This is a genomic window from Pseudomonas sp. P1_C12, from assembly GCF_056406435.1.
Genome location: NZ_JBFUAE010000022.1, coordinates 32,245 through 50,390, shown reverse-complemented (window position 1 = coordinate 50,390; position 18,146 = coordinate 32,245). Strand labels below are relative to the sequence as shown.

Sequence of the window (18,146 nt, the reverse complement as noted above, 5' to 3'; positions counted from 1 at the left end):
AGGAGATGCTTTCACCTTTCCCAGCGGGAGCGAGCGGCGGGCAGCATCGGGCCGATGCCGATAATACATAGGCGATACGGGATGCGGAAGACGGCTCGGCAGAACCCTGTCCGAGGCCTGAGGACTATTCCTTCAGGCGTGAAAGTTGCTGAACCACAAATGCCCCGACGGTCCATCAGTGAGTTCGCATTGGCTATGTCACATCCACCAATGACTTCATATGCGTCGCAAAATCATCCTGTATCGGCCGGAACCCGCAGCGAAGGTAAAAGGCAGCGCCCTCGGGTGTGTCCGTGGTCAGTCGCACAACGCGGAAATGCTCAGACGCCAATTCCAGCAGTTGCTGCACCAACGCTTTGCCTACGTTCTGGCCCCTTGATGCACGTGCGACGTAGACCCGCCGTAATCGCCCTACATCCGGTTCGGCAAAGGGGTCGGATGAAAGACCTCCGATGGCAATCAGCCGTCCGTTGCGGAACGCCCCGAAAAGACACTCACCCTGCTGATCGAATCGATTGGCACCGTTTTCCCATTCCTCGATCAACCGGGAGAGGAACCTGAAGCCTTCTGCAACGGCCTCCGTTTCCAGCTCGCGGATTTGCGGCGCGAGCCCAGAGATTTTACATATCACCAATTCGTCCATTGACGTGACCATATGCTGGCTGCTGCCTGAGTTGTCCGCGTGGTTCGCTACACGCCCGGCTTTCAAGACTCACTCTCGGTAGCGTTTACGGGTGTGCACAGCTCAACCAGCGTTCCGTCAGGGCATCGAACGTAAGACACGGTTTGCCCCCAGGGCTTGGTAGTCGGGGCAGCGATTTCGCTAGCGCCTGCTTGAATCGCTTTGGCATGGGCTACGGGGACATCCTCGGTTATCAGCCCGACTTCGATGCCTAACGGTTTGAGGGAAGAGTGTGCCGGGACGTGGCCAGTACTGAAGTTCGTGGAAGCCAGCTCATCGGCGGCGAACGCCAGCGCGGTTTCGCCTGTTTCGAGTTCGCCATAAGTGCCCGACTCATGGAGAAACCGAACGCTGAGCCCGAAAGCCGATGAGAAGAATTTGAGTGAGGCCTCTACATCCTTGACGTAGATGATCAGGTAGCCAAATTTCATCAACGAACATTCCTTGTCGTGCCAATCGGGCGGTGAATTTAGCAGTTTTGAACCGAGTGTCGAAGTAGTAATAGTGAGACGGTGGACCGCGCAGCGATCACCACTCAAGCACCATCGTGTCCATTAGACTTTGATTCGAGAAGAGCTCGCATATCAGCCATTACCTGATCATGCGGGACGTTCGGGTACGGGCCGTCAAGCGAAGCTTGCACTTTGATGCGGAACCAGCAGTCATAGCTGGCGGCATGTTCGTCAGTCTCAACCTCTGGGGCGGTGGTGGAAAGCTCGGCGCTCACATTGACCTCCGGGATCGCTGTCGTCGCGGGCAAGATGAGGTGTCATTTGCCGGACCAGCTGTTCATTGCGCGTTAGATCGTAAGCAACGGACTTCCGACGGCCAACCGCAAAGTTACGTAGGATTCTTCCCGGCATTTTCCAATGTTTCTGTCGCACTTTGGTAAGGCATAACAGCAGGTTAAATACCGCTCTGCGGCACTTGTTTAAGCGGCCTACAGGTTACTTCGTGAAAGCCACAACGCCTTGCGTCGTTGCCTACAGGTACGCCAGAATCCGCCGGCTTGTGCGCCTTGGGGGTGGTCGGTAACTTGATTCGGGTCACTGATTGTCAGTGATCGGGTTTAGTAGCCCACCTCATCATCCAAAATCGGTGCATAAGTGTCCTTCAGTCAGGTGTTTGCCTGCATTTGATGGTGGCTGTGCGCATGGCGCCTTCGGGTGCGCCGGATTTGGATGGTTGTCCGGTCTACTAACTTGCGTACAGCCGCCACCCTTCCGTTTAGTAGCGAGACAGGTTGCGGCTCAACTGAGAGGTTTACCATCCATGTTCAAGCCCACACCCAATCCGCCAGACACCGACCCGGCATCCCCGTACGAAAGCCCCGACTCAAAACAATTCCACGAAGCCGCCGAGCGCGCCCTCGACCACGACCTCAACCCGGGCGCCCACATCATGGCCACCCCGCGCAAACCCAGCTCCATGTTCATCGTCAATCCCGAACTCAGTACCGAAACCCTGCTGGTGCATGCGTGCGAATCGCTGGCTTCGGCCAATGTCATGGCCAACGATCTGGTGGATCATCTGCAGGGGACAAGTCGCCATGCGCTGTTGGGGATTGCGCAGGTGATCATGCTCGGGGAACTGGCGGTGAGTCGGGCGCTGGATCGGCTCGATCCGCCTTAGTTATCTGAGTCAGTGCAAGACAACCTGTGGGAGCGAGCTTGCTCCCACAGGGGGGCTGTTTTCAGCAATGGATCTTCATTTCAGATGGCGATAGCTCGGGATCGCGGAACCGAGCACCGCCGCCCCCGCCGCAATCGCCAGCCAGAACCCGCTGCGCGCGCCGAAGGCGTCCACCAGCCAACCGGAGCCGGCGGCACCGATCGCCACGCCGATGCTCAGGCCGGTGACCAGCCAGGTCAGGCCTTCGGTGAGTTTGGCCGGCGGCACGATCTGCTCCACCAGGGCCATGGCGACAATCAGCGTCGGCGCGAAAAACAGGCCGGCGACAAACACCGCCAGGGACAAGCCGAAAATGTTCACCGCCAGCAGCAACGGCAAGGTGGTCACCGCCGTCGCTACCCCGCCGTACAGGAACAGGCGCGCCAGCGGCACTTTCGAGCGCAGTGCGCCGAACGCCAACCCGGCCAGGCACGAGCCGATGGCGTACACCGACAGCACGATGCTTGCCGCCGCCGGTTGGCCCTGCTGCTGGGCGAAGGCGACGCTGACCACGTCCACCACGCCGACGATGGTGCCCATGGCCACCATCAACAGCATCAGCAACTGAATGTCGCGGGAACGGATGATCGAGCCCTGGTGATGTTCTTCATGGGGATGCACCGGCGGTTCCGTGCTGCGCTGCAACACGAACGCGGTGACGCCGATGGCCAGCGCCAGCAAGGCCGCCAGCGGCCCGGCCTCGGGGAATGCCACCACGCACAACCCCACCGACAGCGGTGGCCCGACGATGAAGCAGACTTCGTCCAGCACTGACTCCAGGGCGTAGGCCGTCTGCAACTCGGGACGGCCGCGATACACCTCGGTCCAGCGCGCCCGCACCATTGCCGACATGCTCGGCATGCAACCGGCCAGCGCGGCGAAGACAAACAGCGTCCAGTGCGGCGCCTGCAACCGCGTGCACAACAACAGCAACAACAGTGCCCCACCGCCCAGCAACGCCGCCACCGGCAGAATCCGCCCCTGGCCATATCGATCCACCAGGCGCGAGACCTGCGGCGCACAAAAGGCCGTGGCCAGGGCGAACGTCGCCGCCACCGCACCGGCCATTCCGTAGCCACCCTGCAACTGCGAGAGCATGGTGATCAGGCCGATGCCGGTCATGGAAATCGGCATGCGCGCGATCATTCCGGCCAGCACGAATGCGCCACTGCCGGGGGCTTTGAACAACTCGCGATAGGGGTTTGCCATGGGTCCGGCCTCAGTCAGGGCATGCACGTTGCCATAACGGCGAATCGAGGGGGAAGCAGCAATTTGTTGGTTGAATGTGAAGGCCCCTTCGCGGGCAAGCCCGCTCCTACATTGGACGGTGTACACCCATCAACTGTAGGAGCGGGCTTGCCCGCGAAGAGGCCCTCACAGACAACTCACCCCCCTCGCCAAGTGAACTCTCGGCCACCCAAACCAGTCAGCTGATTAGGCCCCCGGTTCCCGGAGTTTCGCGACAATGGCTGATCCCCCTGAACGCCAAAGCCCCATCGACGCCCACGGCATCATCGGCGACATGCGCAGTGCGGCGCTGGTCAACGACAAAGGCAGTGTGGATTTTTTCTGCTGGCCGGAATTCGACAGTCCGTCGATCTTCTGCTCACTGCTGGACACCCCCGAGGCGGGGATTTTCCAGTTGTCGCCGGACTTGCCCGATGCCCGCCGCGAACAGATTTACCTGCCCGACACCAATGTGCTGCTGAGCCGCTGGCTCAGTGATCGCGCCGTGGTCGAAGTCACCGATCTGCTGCCCGTCGGCGACACCGAAGATGACCTGCCGCTGCTGATGCGGCGGATCCGTGTGGTCAGCGGCAGCGCCACTTTCCACATGCGTTGCGCTGTGCGCCATGACTACGCCCGTGCCACGACCCACGCACGCGTGGACAAACGGGACGTGATCTTCGAGGCCGACAGTCAACCGTCGCTGCGGCTATCTTCGGATCAGGCCTTACGCATCGACGCCAATGTGGCGGTCGCCGAATTCACCCTCGAGCAAGACCAGACAGGCCAGTTCCTGCTCGGCGCCGTCAACGATGCTCGCTTCAAGGAAGGCGCAGCCGAACTGTGCCTGGAGCGCACCCTGAAGTTCTGGCGCGACTGGATCGGCCAGTCCAACTACCGCGGCCGCTGGCGCGAAATGGTCAACCGTTCGGCCCTGGCGATGAAGCTGCTGACCTCGCGCAAACACGGCGCGATTCTCGCCGCCGCGACGTTCGGCCTGCCGGAAAGCCCTGGTGGCGAACGCAACTGGGACTATCGCTTCACCTGGATCCGCGACGCCTCATTCACCGTTTATGCGTTCATGCGCCTGGGCTTCGTCGAAGAGGCCAACGCCTACATGCGCTGGTTGCGCGGGCGGGTCAGCGATTGCCATGGCAAACCGATGAAACTCAACATCCTGTACGCCATCGACGGTCGCCAGGAATTACCGGAGGTCGAGCTGCCGCACCTGTCCGGCCATGCTGGCGCACAACCGGTGCGCATCGGCAATCAGGCCTACGAACAGGTTCAGCTCGATATCTTTGGCGAGCTGATGGACGCGATTTACCTGGTCAACAAATACGGCGAAGCCATTTCCCATGAAGGCTGGAAACACACGGTGGAAGTGGTGGATCAGGTCTGCGAAACCTGGGAGCAAAAGGATGTCGGCATCTGGGAAATGCGCGGCGGGCAATACCATTTCCTGCATTCACGGCTGATGTGCTGGGTCGCCCTGGACCGCGCCATCCGCCTCGCCTCAAAACGTTCGCTGCCGGCACCGTTCGCACGTTGGGACCAGACCCGTCAGGCGATCTACGCCGACATCTGGGAGAACTTCTGGAATGAAGAGCGCGGGCATTTCGTCCAGCACATCGGCGGCACCGGCCTGGACGGTTCGATGCTGCTGATGCCGCTGGTGCGTTTCGTCAGCGCCCGCGACCCGCGCTGGCTGGCGACCCTGCAAGCCATCGAAAAGAGCCTGGTGCGCGACGGCATGGTCTACCGCTACCGCAACGACGACAGCCAGATCGACGGCCTGCCCGGCAGCGAAGGCGCCTTCGCCGCGTGCTCGTTCTGGTACGTCGAATGCCTGGCCCGCGCCGGCCAGCTCGACAAGGCTCACCTGGAGTTCGAACAGTTGCTCAGGTACGCCAACCCGCTGGGGTTGTATGCCGAAGAGCTCGACAGCCATGGGCGGCACATGGGCAACACACCGCAAGCGCTGACGCACCTGGCGTTGATCAGTGCGGCGTGTTTTCTGGACCGGAGGTTGAGTGGGGAGAAAAACGTCTGGCAGCCGTGAGTACAAGCTTCCAACACCATCCACAGGTTTCGCAAACTTAGCCCTACACTTTTTAAACACCTGCCGTCAGCAAACACCCCCGAAATTACCCTTTGCCAGCCACTACATCCCCACCTAACATCCTTGCTCAACGGGTACAGCGGAGCTGTCCAGCCTCCCCGAATTCAAGGAACCAGAATGACCCAACGCATCCAACGCAGTATCGATTCCCCGCTCCGAACCGGTTTGAACCGCGAAGAACTCTGGGAGGCCGGTGACAAGGGCTTGATCAAATGCTGGGAAGTCGGCCGCCAGCGCGCCGCCCGCTTCCCTGACCTCGCCCGACAGTGCCTCGCCGGCGAGTTGCCGGTACTAGGCTGGAAAGGTGGCGTGAGCCGCAGCCTGAAGAAACTCGAAAAATATGGCTCCCTCAAATACCTCGCACAGTGGCAAGGGTTGCGTGGGGAAGACCTGGACGTGGATCTGGCACAGGAACGAGCACTGACATGTACTCGGACCGGCATGGTGGTGACGTTTACGCCGGATCGGGCGAAGTATTTCAATCAAATAGCGGAAGTTGAATCCTAGGAGCATGGACGATGGTCGATTTGCATCAGGAATTTCAAAACAGTGGATTCTTCCACGAAGCACGCATTGATAAACGTTCAGCCGACGCGCTGGTAGGCATTGCGGCTGGACTCGCTGCCGATGGCAAGATCAACCAGCAGGAAGCCGAGTTTCTCAAGAGCTGGATCGAAGTTCATTTGTGTCATCTGGGTGATCCAGTCGTGAACATCCTCTATAAACGCCTCTCCAACATGCTGAGTGATGGCGTGCTGGACTCCGAAGAATCGGCTGAGCTACTGGACATGCTGCACCAGTTTGCAGGTCTGCCGATTGGCTCTGACCAGATCTTCACAACTCCTTGCTGTCTTCCACTCGATAACCCTGCACCCGCACTGAACTGGATTGATCGGGTTTTCCTGTTCACCGGAGTTATGGCTTACGGTCCGCGCAAAGAATGCGAGTCGCTGATAGTCGAACGCGGCGGCCTGATTGGTGGCTCGGTCAGCAAAAAAATCAACTATCTGGTGGTTGGCAGCATCGGAAACGATCAATGGCTTCATAGCACTTATGGCACCAAGATCAAAAAAGCCGTTGAACTGAGAGAGAGCGGTGTTCCTATCGCGATCATCAGTGAAGAACACTGGCAAAGGGTGCTGTTCGGGTAACACAACTATCGGCACCAAGGGGGGATGATGATTGAGCAGCCACTAAAGACCGTCCGCACGTCACAACTCGACATTGCCTACGAAGAACACGGCCCCGCTACCGGCGACCCGGTCATCCTGCTTCATGGCTTTCCCTATTCACCGCGCGCCTACGACGAAATCGCCCCTGCTCTCGCCGCTAAGCGTTACCGCGTGATCGTCCCGTATCTGCGGGGATACGGCCCGACGCGCTTCATCAGAGCCGATACGCTGCGCTCTGGCCAGCAAGCCGCCCTTGCCCAGGATTTGCTTGACCTGATGGATGCCCTTTCCATTAAACAGGCGTCCCTCTGTGGCTACGATTGGGGCGGTCGGGCGGCGTGCATTGTGGCGGCACTGTGGCCGGAACGGGTGCGCTGCCTGGTTACGGGCGATGGCTATAACCTTCAGGACATCCCCCATTCGACACTGCCTCTGGCTCCTGAGGCTGAGCATCGCTATTGGTATCAGTACTATTTCCACACACCTCGTGGCGTCGCGGGCCTGACCGAAAATCGCCACGCTTTTTGCGAATTGCTCTGGAAACTGTGGTCACCCACCTGGGCCGACAACGCTGCACGCTATCCGTTGAGCGCCCCGGCCTTCGATAACCCGGATTTCGTCGACGTTGTGATTCACTCCTACCGCCACCGTTTCATGTATGCCCTTGGCGATCCGACGCTGGAATGGATGGAGCAGGCCCTGAGCAAACAGCCGAGTATCAGCGTACCGACGATTTCCTTGTGCGGTGCCGATGATGGCGTCGGTCCCGCGGAAGAAATCGACGAAGATATCAGGCATTTCACCGGCTCCTATGAGCGTCGAGTGCTGGCAGGCGTTGGCCACAACATTCCCGAAGAAGCGTCAGAAGCAACACTCAAGGCGCTATTGGATCTGCTCCAGCACTGACCGAAAACCGCTCCCGATAAGCCTGTGGCGTCACGCCCATGGCCCGCAGGAAGCTGCGGCGCAGGGTTTCTTCGCTGCCGAAGCCGCATTGCACCGCCAACCGTTTGATCGGCACACCGGTGTCGCTGAGCAAACGCCGTGCGGTTTCGACGCGGATCAGTTCGATGGCCCGGGCCGGGGTCTGGCCGGTGTCGGCGCGGTAGTGGCGCACGAAGCTGCGTTCGCTCATGCCGGCCTGCAAGGCCAGGGTCGGGATGCCAAGGTCGTGGGTCAGGTTTTCGCTGATCCAGGCGTGAAGTTCGTCGAAACGGTTGCCTTCCTGTTGCAGGGACAGGGTCACGCTGAATTGCGACTGGCCACCCGGACGCTTGAGAAACACCACCAGTTGCCGGGCGACCTCCAGGGCCATGTTGCGCCCCAGGTCCTGTTCGACCATGGCCAATGCCAGGTCGATACCGGCAGTCACTCCGGCCGAGGTCCAGACCGGACCGTCGTTGATGAAGATCGGATTGGGCTCGACCTGCAAGCGCGGGTGCTGCTGCGCCAGTTGCTCGCAACGGGTCCAGTGGGTGACCACGCGCCGGCCATCGAGCCAGCCGCTGGCCGCCAGCAGAAACGCACCGGTGCACACCGAAGAAACCCGCCGGCAGCCATGGGCATGTTCGCGCACCCAGGCGACCAACGGCGCATCTTGCGCCGCTGCGTAAACGCCCCAGCCACCGGCGATGATCAGGGTATCGCTGCCCCCCTCCGGCAATGGTTCGGCCAACAGCGCCAACCCCGCCGACGACATCACCGCCCCGCCGCCGCTGGCAATCACCGTCGGCGTGTAGGGTCGCGGCAGGCCTTGCTGACGGGCAATGTCGTTGGCCGAAGCGAATACCTGCAGCGGCCCGGTGACGTCGAGCAATTGCACGTTGGCGAAAGCGAGTACATGGATGGTTTTCGACACTTGGCGTAATTCGTGGGGATATTGGCGTATGCGCCAAAGCCTACGAGCCTACAGTCAAACCGTCCACCCACTTCACGAGAAAAACACCATGACGTTGCAGATCGGTTTTCTGTTGTTTCCACAGGTTCAGCAGCTGGACCTGACCGGCCCATATGACGTGCTGGCCTCGCTGCCGGATGTGAAAGTGCATCTGATCTGGAAAGACCTGATGCCGGTCACCGCCAGCACCGGCCTGCTGTTGAAACCGACCACCACCTTCGATGATTGCCCGGCACTGGACGTGATCTGCGTGCCCGGTGGCAGTGGCGTCGGGCCGTTGATGGAAGATGACCAGACCCTGGACTTTCTCAAGGCACAGGCCGCCAACGCCCGCTACATCACGTCGGTGTGTACCGGCGCACTGGTGCTGGGCGCGGCGGGATTGCTCAAAGGCAAACGCGCCACCACTCACTGGGCATATCACGAACTGCTCAAGCCGCTGGGCGCAATCGCGGTGAAAGACCGGGTGGTTCGCGACGGCAATCTGTTGACCGGTGGCGGCATCACCGCCGGTATCGACTTCGCCCTGACCCTGGCCGCCGAGCTGTTCGACCAGGCCACCGCCGAACTGGTGCAGCTGCAACTGGAATACGCCCCGGCCCCACCGTTTAGCGCAGGCAGCCCGGAGACGGCCCCGGCCAGTGTGCTGGAGGAAGCTCGCCAGCGGGCTGCCGGCTCGTTGAAGCTGCGGGCGCAGATCACCGAGCGCGCGGCGGCGAAACTCGACCGACAGTGAAAAAATGGCGGCGGGAACCCGGTTCCTGCCGCCATGACTTTTCATGCGCGCAAAAAAAACCCGCCGAAGCGGGTTTTTCCAAGACCATGACGACTCCTTGTCGTAGCGTTCCTTGCAGATGGTCGATCATCCATGATCCTGAGCACATCCTGTGCTTCAGTGGGTGAAGCAAGATTACGCATCGGATCCAATTTGTAACAGGCGACATTGCTACCATCGCGTGTAAGACATTCGCCATATACCCCTTCCGAAAACCCTCAGACGCCACAGGCTCCGAGCCGACTTCAGCCATTCTGTTGCTCGTGGGCTTTGGCACTGTCGATCAAAAACTGCTCGATATTGTTCATTTGCTCTTCCCAGCCACGACTGTCCATGCGGAAAGCCCTTTCGCGACGGGCCTGGGGAATGTGATCGAAACCGGACTCGGAGACCTTGAGCAACGTGCCGTTGTCCATGTCTTCGAGCTCGAATTTCACCAGTGTGGTGGGCTCCTGGGAGTAATCGACTTCCGGTCTCACGGCATAAGGGTGCCAGCGAAACGAAAACAGCCGTTCCGGCTCGACTCGCTCCACCAGTACATTCCAGCGCAAATGCTCATAACCGGGGTAGGTAACCTGCCCCTGGGTCCACTCGCCTGCCACAAAACGCTTGCCCTCCAGCGCCACGCCAAACCACTGTCCGAACATTTCGGCATTGGCCAGCACGCGCCAGACCTGTGAACGCTTGGCCTTGAGCAGGATTTTCCTTTCGATGCGATCAGATGCTGGGTTCATAAGTCACCTCCTGTACTGGAACAGTAGTCAGTAAGACCACACGACCACCCCTAAAGTTGTACCAATCGGGATGTGCAATCAACCATGCCCGAGACATTCGATTGCATTTGTGCGGATAGTTCTGGGGCAATCACAAAGCCAGAGGGTCGAAACTGCTAACGTTCTCCCTCGAAACAGCATCGAAAAGGATAGCGCCATGAAAAAATTGCGCGGCAGTTGCCTGTGCAAAGCCATCGAATACCAGCTCGACAGCCTCGACATGCCCATCAGCCACTGCCATTGCCAAACCTGCCGCAAGGCACACGCAGCCGCTTTTGCATCGACCGCCGGGGTCATGCGCGAGCATTTTCGCTGGACCAAAGGCCAGGATCGCCTGAGCCGCTACGAATCGTCACCGGGCAAGTTTCGGTATTTCTGTTCGGCCTGCGGTTCACACCTGATAGCCGAACGGCTGGCCCAGCCGCACGTGATTGTTCGTGTGGCGACACTGGATACCGATCCGCAGATGACGCCACAGGTGCATATCTGGACATCCCATGAGCAGCCTTGGCTTGAATATGAGTCGGTAAAAAAGTACCCGCAATGGCAGGCGTAGATGGCTGAACGTCCCACAGCGCTACACTGCCCCCCAAACTTCCCCTGTCACAGCGAGGTTCTGCCATGCACGCACGCTTTCTCCTGGCACTGACGCCTTTGTTGTTCACCTCCCTGGCCCATGCTGCCGTGAACTGCGACAACGCCACCGACCAGGCCACGATGAACCAGTGCGCGGCGCAGCAGCATGCGGCGGCGGACAAGGAGTTGAATGCGCTGTACCAGCAGATCACTTCGCGACTCAAGAGCAACCCGGACAGCAAGAAGCAGTTGGTGGGTGCGCAGCGGTCGTGGATTGCGTTTCGCGATGCCGAGTGCAAGTTCTCGGCGTCCGGGGTGGAAGGCGGGAGTGTGTATCCGCTGATCTACAGCAATTGCGTGACGGAATTGACCAAGGCGCGGGTGGAGACGTTCAAGACTTACCTGAAGTGTCAGGAGGGGGATTTGGGGTGTCCGGTGCCGGGGGTTTGATTTTGTGCTGTTCTTGAGGGCCTCTTCGCGGGCAAGCCCGCTCCTACAGTGGATTTGTGGTGTTCACGAAAACCTGTAGGAGCCGGCTTGCCGGCGAAGGCGTCAGGTCAGGCGCCGCAATTACCGGACAAATATCTGCGCCGTGGTAATTGCCATGTCCCCGCCCGGCAACTTGATGCTGCCCGTCTGCTTCAGGCTGTCGGCATCGAAGATCGCCACGTCGTTGAACGTCCCCGCCAGGTAAATCTTGCTGCCGTCCTTGTTGAAGGAAATGCAGTAGTAGGAATGATCCAGTGTGGCGGACTGGAGCATTTTCTTCTGTTTGATGTCGTACTTGGCCAAGCGGTTGAGCACGCCAAACATCAGGTTCGGGTCTTTGGGCGAGCGCATGCCGCTGAAGTAGATTTCGGTCAAGGGCCCGAAGTCGGTGGTTTCGGTCTTGCCGGTCTTCAGGTCGACGCTGAACAGGCCGTACAGGTATTCGGCGGTGGCCGGGTCCTGTTTCTTGTCCTTGAACTTCGCCGCGGTGTACAGCAGCGAGAAGTCATGCCGATACGTCTGCTGGTTCCACACGTAGAGCACGTCTGGCGCGCTGTAGTTCGGGCGTTTCCAGTGACGGCTGGGGATCAGCACGTCGAACTTGCCGGTTTGCACATTGACCTTGTAGACATCTGCCCCCGCCACATACAAGGTGCCATCGTTGCCACTCTGCATGATGGTCAGTTGCCGCGGTGCCGGGAAACTGCGCACCGGCTTGGCGTCCATACCGGCATCGGTCTTGTACACGTCGAGCCGTGGCTGCTGCACTTCGTAGCGATCATTCATCATCAGCGTCGGGTTGGCGACGGTGTACAGCTCCTTGCCGTCGTGGCTGAGGGTGAAGGCGAACATCGACTTCGCTTTCTCCCCCGGTTTCTGGGTGATGCTGGCGTGGAACACCTGCTTGCAGCTGTCCAGTTCGACACCGTAGACATCCGCATAGTGATTGTTCAGCACGTAGGCGGTCTTGCGGTCCGGCGACAGTTGCACGGTGCCGGGGCCGAAGGCATCGGGCATCTTGCAGGTCTTGAACAGGGTGTCGGTGGCCAGGTCGATCACGTGCAGGTTGTTGGGGTAATTGGTGGTCAACATGTATTCGTGACCGGCTTGCAACGCGGTGTTTTCATCGGCCAGAACACTGACCGAACAGCTGCTCAGGACGGCGAACGCGGCCAGGCCGCAGGCTTTGATGTTGTGCATGCTGGAATCCTTCTTCTGTGATCACTTGTCTTTGGGGAAGACAGTGCCGAGGTTGCGCCAGTTGTCGTTGGACGCCTGGGCATCCTTGTTCCAGTCCGGGTAGGTGCTCATCATGTCGGGCACCTGGGCCGGCCACCAGCAAGGGTCGGAGCAACCGTAGAGGTCGGCCTCCATCGGCTGGCACAGCGACGACACACCGCCAAACGCATCGATTTCCCAGCCCGGGTCGGTGGTCGAGGCACAGCCCGCCACGGAACTCATGGCCACCACTTCTTCAATGCGGTTTTCATCCGCGGCCTGATCCAGCTTCAACGCTTTGTTATTGATTGCCTTGAGATGTTTCATATCAGTGAGCCTTGCGCGGAGTGATGTAGCTGCTGATGAACGCAGGGTTATTGGCCATGATCCGGGTGTAGACCTCGATGCCGAAGTCGACCCAGTCACGCATCAGTTCGCAGTAGTGATAGGTCGGATGCGTCGGGTCGCCGTAGCGGGCGTAGCTCTCGTGGTAGCAGCCTCCGGAGCACAGGTTGCGGATCTGGCAGTCCTCGCAACCGGTGTTGGTGCGATCCAGACGCTGGGACAGGAAGTCGTTCAACTCCACCTGTTTCACGCCGCTGTGGACGTTGCCGAAGGTCGGCAGACTCGAACCGGTAAAGCGGTGGCACAGGTTCAGCTCGCCCTTGTGATCGACCGCCAGCATCTTCAGGCCCGCGCCGCACGGTAGGGCTTTTTTGTGGCCTTCGTGGATGTCGGTGATCAACTGGTGCAGGTTGGAGAAGCCAATGTTGCGATGCTCCAGCGCCGCTTCCAGGTAACGCCGACCGAGCTTCTTCATGTTGGCGAAGACTTCGATCAGCTCGTCACTGGTCAGGTTGAACGTGCTGATATCGCCGGAGGTCACTGGGGCGAAACCGACTTCGGCAAAACCCAGTTCATTGAACAGGTGATCCCAGATGGTTTCGACGTCGGTCACGCCGGTGGTCAGAGTCACCCGCGCGCCCACCGGGCGACTGTTGTAGCGCGACAGCAACATCTCGGCCTTGCGCCGCACCACGTCGTACGTGCCCTGCCCGCCCACGGTGATGCGGTTGCGGTCGTGCACGGTTTTCGGCCCGTCGATGCTCACTGACAAACCAAAGCGGTGGGCATTGAGGTAGTCCACGGTTTCTTCGGTGAGCAGCGTGGCGTTGGTGGTCATCACGAACTCGACGAACTTGCCGGCCTCGCGAAAACGCTTCTCGCAATAGTCGACCATGTACTCGATCAGCTTGCGGTTGCTCAGCGGTTCGCCGCCGAAGAACACCACGGTGAAACGCTCTTCGTCCGGGGATTCGCGCAGCAGCATTTCCACCGAGGCAATCGCCGTCTCGACGTCCATCTTCTTGCCGGCCGAGGGCTTGTCGAGGTCTTCCTTGTAGCAATAGGTACAGCTCAGGTTGCAGCCGGTGTTGACGTTGAGTACCACGGTATTGATCGCCGTGCGCTCGACACGCTTGGTGGCGATGTCCGGGGTCAGCGGCGAACCGTCGCTGACCAGTTCCAGGGCCATCAGCTCGCGCAGGGTCTCGGTGATTTCCTCGCCGTTGAAACGCGCGGCCAGGCGCTGGATCAGGTCGTCCGAGGAGCAGCCAGGGCCGCGCAGGGTATCGATGATGGTGCCCGTCAGTTCATCGCTGGCGAACAGCGAACTGCTGGGGATGTGAAACAGCATGCGGTCGGCATCGACCTGCACTTCGTGCAGGTTGCGTTCGACCAGATTCAAGATAGCGCCCATTGCCAACCTCCTGTGCAAGCCCCGGTCTGCGGGGCTTGCGGTCATTCCGAAAAGTGTCTGAAAACGTTTTCAGCCAAGCTCACGTTTCAACATCACGGAATGGGTGGATTGTTCCAGCGTTGCACGGTCACGATCATGTGGCCTTCGCCGGTCAGGGATTTCCCAGCGTCGTCGACGGCGGCGATCACCTTGAGGTTGCCGGCATTGTTGGTGGACATCTTGCGTGCCGGGTTCGGTCCGGCATCGCCCGGGGTGAACACGCCCGCGTCGGCCTGCATGGTGCCGGCGAACTTGACGTCTTCGTCTTCCTTGGCGCGGTCGTCGAAGGCTTCGACTTTCCATTGCGCCGGGAACACGCCGATGCGATACGGCTTGCCGTCAGCGCCCTTGCCCCAGGCTTCCGCGTCGAAACGGCCCTGGACCTTTGGCGTCGAACCGCCGCCCTCGCCGATCCGCGCCACCGAAAATTCCGGCACCACTTTGACCGAAGCGATCTTGCTGTACACCGACAGGCTCGGGCCTTTCAGCGTGCCGACGCTGACCGCGCGTGCACCCGGTTGGGCATTGGCGGCGGCCTTGAGTTTGACTTTGATCTGCTGCGGGCTCTGCGAGACCACTTCGAGCACTTCCACGCCTTTGCCAAAGTTCGGCTTACCGGCCAGGCCACTGCCGATCAGGGTCACTTCGGTTTCACTGCCGGCCTTCAGGTAGCCCGGTTGCACCGCCAGCAAACGCTGGGAACCCTGTTTGGCGGCGACGAAGTCCAGGCCACGCTCGTCGTGCTCGGCCTCAAACATCCGGCCCTGCATCGCATTGCCCTGGGCGGCGAACACCTGGCGCATGGTCACGCCATCGATGGTCACGTTGCCGCGCCATTCGTAGCCGGTGTAGAGAATCGCACTGCCGTCGCCATTGAACGGGCTGCCGTCGGCGTACTGGCCCTTGACGCTGACCTTGAAGGTGTCGCTGCCATCGGCACTCACGGTCATGACACCGGCCAGTTCACCCTTGCCCGGCAAGTGACCGCTGAAGCTCCAGTCGCCCACCAGCGCATCGGCTTTCGGCGTCACGCTCTGCCATTTTTTCCAGGCCGGATTGTCCAGCGGATAACGCTTGGCCAGCAGCGGCACCATGTCCTTGCGGGCGATGTCGAACCAGTCGCGGTCCCGGGCCAGCGCCTGATACTCCAGGGACGGCCACTGACCGAGGTGGAAGTTCACCAGGCGTTCCCACTCCTGCGCCGGACGCCGTTGCAGGGCCACCCGCGCACCGGAGTGGCAGCGGCCGCACATCTGGCTGGTCTGGTCGTCGAAGTGTTCGACGGTGTTGAGCCGACGCTCCAGCGCATAGCGCACGCCGTCGGTCTCGCTCGGCGCCAGGCCCTGGGTGTCGGCCAGGTACTTGACCAGCGTCCGGCGGTCGTCATCGCTGATCTGCAAGCCGTGCATGGTCTGCATGCGGGCGATGCTCATCAACCAGCCTTCCGGCGTTTTGCGCTGGTGGCTGATGCGGCTGAGGGCGTTATCGGCTTCGGGGGTGTGACAGCCCTGACAGGTTTCCTTGAGGATGGTCTGGGCGTCGCGAGCTGCCAGGCTATGAGGCGAATGCAGCGCTACACAAGCGGCTACGGCCAGCAGGCTGGCGCTCATGCCTGATCGGAGTTTTCTCTTCATCAACGTCGAACCTCGCACGGTGCGTTCTTATTGTTGTGGCTTATCGTTTTTATGGTTTCTGCCGCCGGCTTTGATCCGCTGACGGAGGCAAGAGAAACGTCTGAGATGAGCAATACACGGAGCGTGCCAGCTTGCGAATACCTCAATGAATCAATGATTTGCCGGAATCGGCGGGAGTTTTTCCAGTCATGCCATCGCGGCAACACGTTCAATTTCGCGACAACTGTTGCACTCTGAGACGAGCATAGGTGAGCGTGCGGCGGGCGGATGACCTTCTATCAATTCACCCGGCTTTTGTAGGAGCTGGCTTGTCGGGTCGCCGCATCGCAGCGATGGTCGTTAACGATAACGCGTGATGACTGGTTCAACGCGGCGCATTCGAGTCCATCGCTGGCAAGCCAGCTCCTACAGGACGCTACGAGTGTGTCAGCGACGTCTCAGTTTGCGACAGTCCTGCGCTCGTTCAAGAGCTGCTTTTTCCGCCAAAGCCTGCTAACACGGCGCTTTTGGCAAACTGGCACAACCGTTGCGAAAGACCTCGCCACACGAACAAGACGAGGTTTCAACATGTCGCTCCCAAACCTGCTTCCCGCCACTTCGGCGTTTATCCAACGCGCCCCGCGCATGCTGATCGGCGGTGACTGGGTCGAGGCCGCCGACGGCCAGACCATGCCCCTGCACAACCCGGCCACCGGTGAGGTGCTGTGCGTGGTGCCACGGGCAACGCCGGAAGATGTCGACCGCGCCGTTCTCGCCGCCCGCCAGGCGTTCGACGATTCAGCCTGGGCCCGCACCCGTCCCCGGGAGCGGCAGAACCTGTTGTGGAAACTCGCCGACCTGATGCAGCGCGACGCCGAGCTGCTGGCGCAACTGGAATGCCTGAACAATGGTAAGAGCGCGGCGGTGGCCCAGGTGATGGACGTGCAACTGGCCATCGACTTCCTGCGCTACATGGCCGGTTGGGCGACCAAGATCGAAGGCTCCACGGTTGACGTGTCGGCACCGCTGATGCCCAACGACCAGTTCCACAGCTTCATACGTCGCGAAGCGGTGGGCGTGGTCGGCGCCATCGTTGCCTGGAACTTCCCGCTGCTGCTGGCCTGCTGGAAACTCGGCCCAGCCCTGGCCACCGGTTGTACCGTGGTGCTCAAACCCGCCGACGAAACCCCGCTGACCGCACTGAAACTCGCCGAGCTGGTGCTGGAAGCCGGGTATCCCGAAGGCGTGTTCAATGTGGTCACCGGCACCGGCATCACGGCCGGTTCGGCCCTGACTCACAACCCGCTGGTGGACAAGCTGACCTTCACCGGTTCCACCGCCGTGGGCAAGCAGATCGGCAAGATCGCCATGGATTCCATGACCCGGGTCACCCTGGAACTGGGCGGTAAATCGCCGACCATCGTCATGGCCGACGCCGACCTGAAAACCGCTGCGGCCGGGGCTGCCAGCGCGATTTTCTTCAATCAGGGCCAGGTCTGCTGCGCCGGTTCCAGGCTGTATGTGCAGCGCAAGCATTTCGACAATGTGGTGGCGGACATCAGCGACATCGCCAACGCCATGAAACTCGGCAATGGCCTGGACCCGAGCGTCGACATGGGGCCGTTGATCTCGGCGCGCCAGCAGGAGCGCGTCTACGGGTACATCGAAAAAGGCCGCGAGAGCGGTGCGACCATTGCCTGCGGCGGTGAGCAGTTCGGCCCGGGGTTCTTCGTCAAGCCGACGGTGATCGTCGATGTCGATCAGAAGCACTCACTGGTGCAGGAGGAAATCTTCGGGCCGGTGCTGGTGGCGATTCCGTTCGATGATGAGGCCGATGCATTGCGCATGGCCAATGACAGTCCGTATGGATTGGGCGCGAGTATCTGGTCCAACGACCTGGCGGCGGTGCACCGGATGATTCCACGGATCAAGTCAGGGTCAGTGTGGGTCAACTGCCACAGCGCCCTGGACCCGGCGCTGCCGTTCGGTGGCTACAAGATGTCCGGGGTCGGGCGTGAGATGGGGTATGCGGCGATCGAGCATTACACCGAGTTGAAGTCGGTGTTGATCAAGTTGTGATTCGTAGCGTCCTTTAGGCCGCCTTCGCGGGCAAGCCCGCTCCTACAGGGGATT

Annotated in this window: 19 protein-coding genes; 9 read left to right on the top strand and 10 right to left on the bottom strand. The window is 60.4% G+C overall.

The features are described 5' to 3' along the window. Positions 1–193 precede the first annotated feature (193 nt). From AC1D19_RS27130 to relB, 3 genes are all read right to left on the bottom strand, one after another. Complete coding sequence (locus AC1D19_RS27130) at positions 194–655, bottom strand: GNAT family N-acetyltransferase (protein WP_477765179.1); 462 nt, start codon at positions 653–655, stop codon at positions 194–196. Between the two features lie 50 nt (positions 656–705). Then, positions 706–1,113 carry a VOC family protein gene (locus AC1D19_RS27125; protein WP_477765162.1) on the bottom strand — a complete coding sequence of 136 codons (408 nt, stop codon included), beginning with the start codon at positions 1,111–1,113 and terminating at the stop codon, positions 706–708. Between the two features lie 104 nt (positions 1,114–1,217). Beyond that, on the bottom strand, positions 1,218–1,409 hold the full coding sequence (relB, locus tag AC1D19_RS27120) for a type II toxin-antitoxin system RelB family antitoxin (protein WP_477765161.1): 192 nt from the start codon (positions 1,407–1,409) through the stop codon (positions 1,218–1,220). Positions 1,410–1,954: 545 nt separating this feature from the next. Between relB and AC1D19_RS27115 the strand changes: the two genes are divergently transcribed. Beyond that, entirely contained in the window at positions 1,955–2,314 is a 360-nt protein-coding gene (locus AC1D19_RS27115) for a DUF6124 family protein (RefSeq protein WP_477765160.1), read from the top strand. Between the two features lie 75 nt (positions 2,315–2,389). Here the strand turns inward: AC1D19_RS27115 and AC1D19_RS27110 are convergent, their stop codons facing one another. Then, positions 2,390–3,562 (bottom strand): MFS transporter, encoded by a 1,173-nt coding sequence (locus AC1D19_RS27110; RefSeq protein WP_477765159.1) that lies wholly within the window; start codon positions 3,560–3,562, stop codon positions 2,390–2,392. A 256-nt stretch (positions 3,563–3,818) separates the two neighbouring features. Between AC1D19_RS27110 and AC1D19_RS27105 the strand changes: the two genes are divergently transcribed. From AC1D19_RS27105 to AC1D19_RS27090, 4 genes are all read left to right on the top strand, one after another. Beyond that, positions 3,819–5,642 carry a glycoside hydrolase family 15 protein gene (locus AC1D19_RS27105; RefSeq protein ID WP_477765158.1) on the top strand — a complete coding sequence of 608 codons (1,824 nt, stop codon included), beginning with the start codon at positions 3,819–3,821 and terminating at the stop codon, positions 5,640–5,642. Positions 5,643–5,819: 177 nt separating this feature from the next. Continuing rightward, positions 5,820–6,209, top strand: a complete 390-nt coding sequence (locus tag AC1D19_RS27100; RefSeq protein ID WP_458370074.1) for a hypothetical protein — start codon at positions 5,820–5,822, stop codon at positions 6,207–6,209. 11 nt (positions 6,210–6,220) lie between these two features. Further along, entirely contained in the window at positions 6,221–6,853 is a 633-nt protein-coding gene (locus tag AC1D19_RS27095; protein ID WP_477753891.1) for a BRCT domain-containing protein, read from the top strand. Positions 6,854–6,877: 24 nt separating this feature from the next. After that, entirely contained in the window at positions 6,878–7,780 is a 903-nt protein-coding gene (locus AC1D19_RS27090) for an alpha/beta fold hydrolase (RefSeq protein ID WP_477753892.1), read from the top strand. On the opposite strand, the gene AC1D19_RS27085 is transcribed toward AC1D19_RS27090, so the two are convergent. Beyond that, positions 7,749–8,732, bottom strand: a complete 984-nt coding sequence (locus AC1D19_RS27085; RefSeq protein WP_477765157.1) for a GlxA family transcriptional regulator — start codon at positions 8,730–8,732, stop codon at positions 7,749–7,751. The genes AC1D19_RS27090 and AC1D19_RS27085 overlap by 32 nt on opposite strands. Positions 8,733–8,820: 88 nt before the next feature. On the opposite strand from AC1D19_RS27085, the gene inhA reads away from it, so the two are divergent. After that, a complete protein-coding gene (gene inhA, locus AC1D19_RS27080) occupies positions 8,821–9,507 on the top strand; it encodes an isonitrile hydratase (protein ID WP_477765156.1) in 687 nt (228 codons plus the stop codon). Positions 9,508–9,791: 284 nt separating this feature from the next. Here inhA and AC1D19_RS27075 read toward each other — a convergent pair whose 3' ends face one another. Further along, positions 9,792–10,280, bottom strand: a complete 489-nt coding sequence (locus tag AC1D19_RS27075; protein ID WP_477765155.1) for an SRPBCC family protein — start codon at positions 10,278–10,280, stop codon at positions 9,792–9,794. Between the two features lie 196 nt (positions 10,281–10,476). On the opposite strand from AC1D19_RS27075, the gene AC1D19_RS27070 reads away from it, so the two are divergent. Both AC1D19_RS27070 and AC1D19_RS27065 read left to right on the top strand, forming a co-directional pair. Then, positions 10,477–10,875 carry a GFA family protein gene (locus AC1D19_RS27070; protein WP_477765154.1) on the top strand — a complete coding sequence of 133 codons (399 nt, stop codon included), beginning with the start codon at positions 10,477–10,479 and terminating at the stop codon, positions 10,873–10,875. Positions 10,876–10,940: 65 nt separating this feature from the next. Further along, positions 10,941–11,345 carry a lysozyme inhibitor LprI family protein gene (locus tag AC1D19_RS27065; protein ID WP_477765153.1) on the top strand — a complete coding sequence of 135 codons (405 nt, stop codon included), beginning with the start codon at positions 10,941–10,943 and terminating at the stop codon, positions 11,343–11,345. 120 nt (positions 11,346–11,465) lie between these two features. Here the strand turns inward: AC1D19_RS27065 and peaD are convergent, their stop codons facing one another. The 4 genes from peaD to peaA all read right to left on the bottom strand — a co-directional run bounded on the left by peaD (position 11,466) and on the right by peaA (position 16,034). After that, positions 11,466–12,584 carry a quinohemoprotein amine dehydrogenase subunit beta gene (gene peaD, locus AC1D19_RS27060; RefSeq protein WP_477765152.1) on the bottom strand — a complete coding sequence of 373 codons (1,119 nt, stop codon included), beginning with the start codon at positions 12,582–12,584 and terminating at the stop codon, positions 11,466–11,468. Positions 12,585–12,605: 21 nt separating this feature from the next. Continuing rightward, positions 12,606–12,929 carry a quinohemoprotein amine dehydrogenase subunit gamma gene (gene qhpC / locus AC1D19_RS27055; protein ID WP_008016081.1) on the bottom strand — a complete coding sequence of 108 codons (324 nt, stop codon included), beginning with the start codon at positions 12,927–12,929 and terminating at the stop codon, positions 12,606–12,608. A 1-nt stretch (position 12,930) separates the two neighbouring features. Then, positions 12,931–14,361: a quinohemoprotein amine dehydrogenase maturation protein gene (peaB, locus tag AC1D19_RS27050; RefSeq protein ID WP_477765151.1), complete on the bottom strand. Its 1,431-nt coding sequence runs from the start codon at positions 14,359–14,361 to the stop codon at positions 12,931–12,933. Between the two features lie 92 nt (positions 14,362–14,453). Continuing rightward, on the bottom strand, positions 14,454–16,034 hold the full coding sequence (gene peaA / locus AC1D19_RS27045; RefSeq protein ID WP_477765150.1) for a quinohemoprotein amine dehydrogenase subunit alpha: 1,581 nt from the start codon (positions 16,032–16,034) through the stop codon (positions 14,454–14,456). Positions 16,035–16,601: 567 nt separating this feature from the next. On the opposite strand from peaA, the gene AC1D19_RS27040 reads away from it, so the two are divergent. Beyond that, a complete protein-coding gene (locus tag AC1D19_RS27040; RefSeq protein ID WP_477765149.1) occupies positions 16,602–18,092 on the top strand; it encodes an aldehyde dehydrogenase family protein in 1,491 nt (496 codons plus the stop codon). The last annotated feature ends 54 nt before the right edge of the window (positions 18,093–18,146 follow it).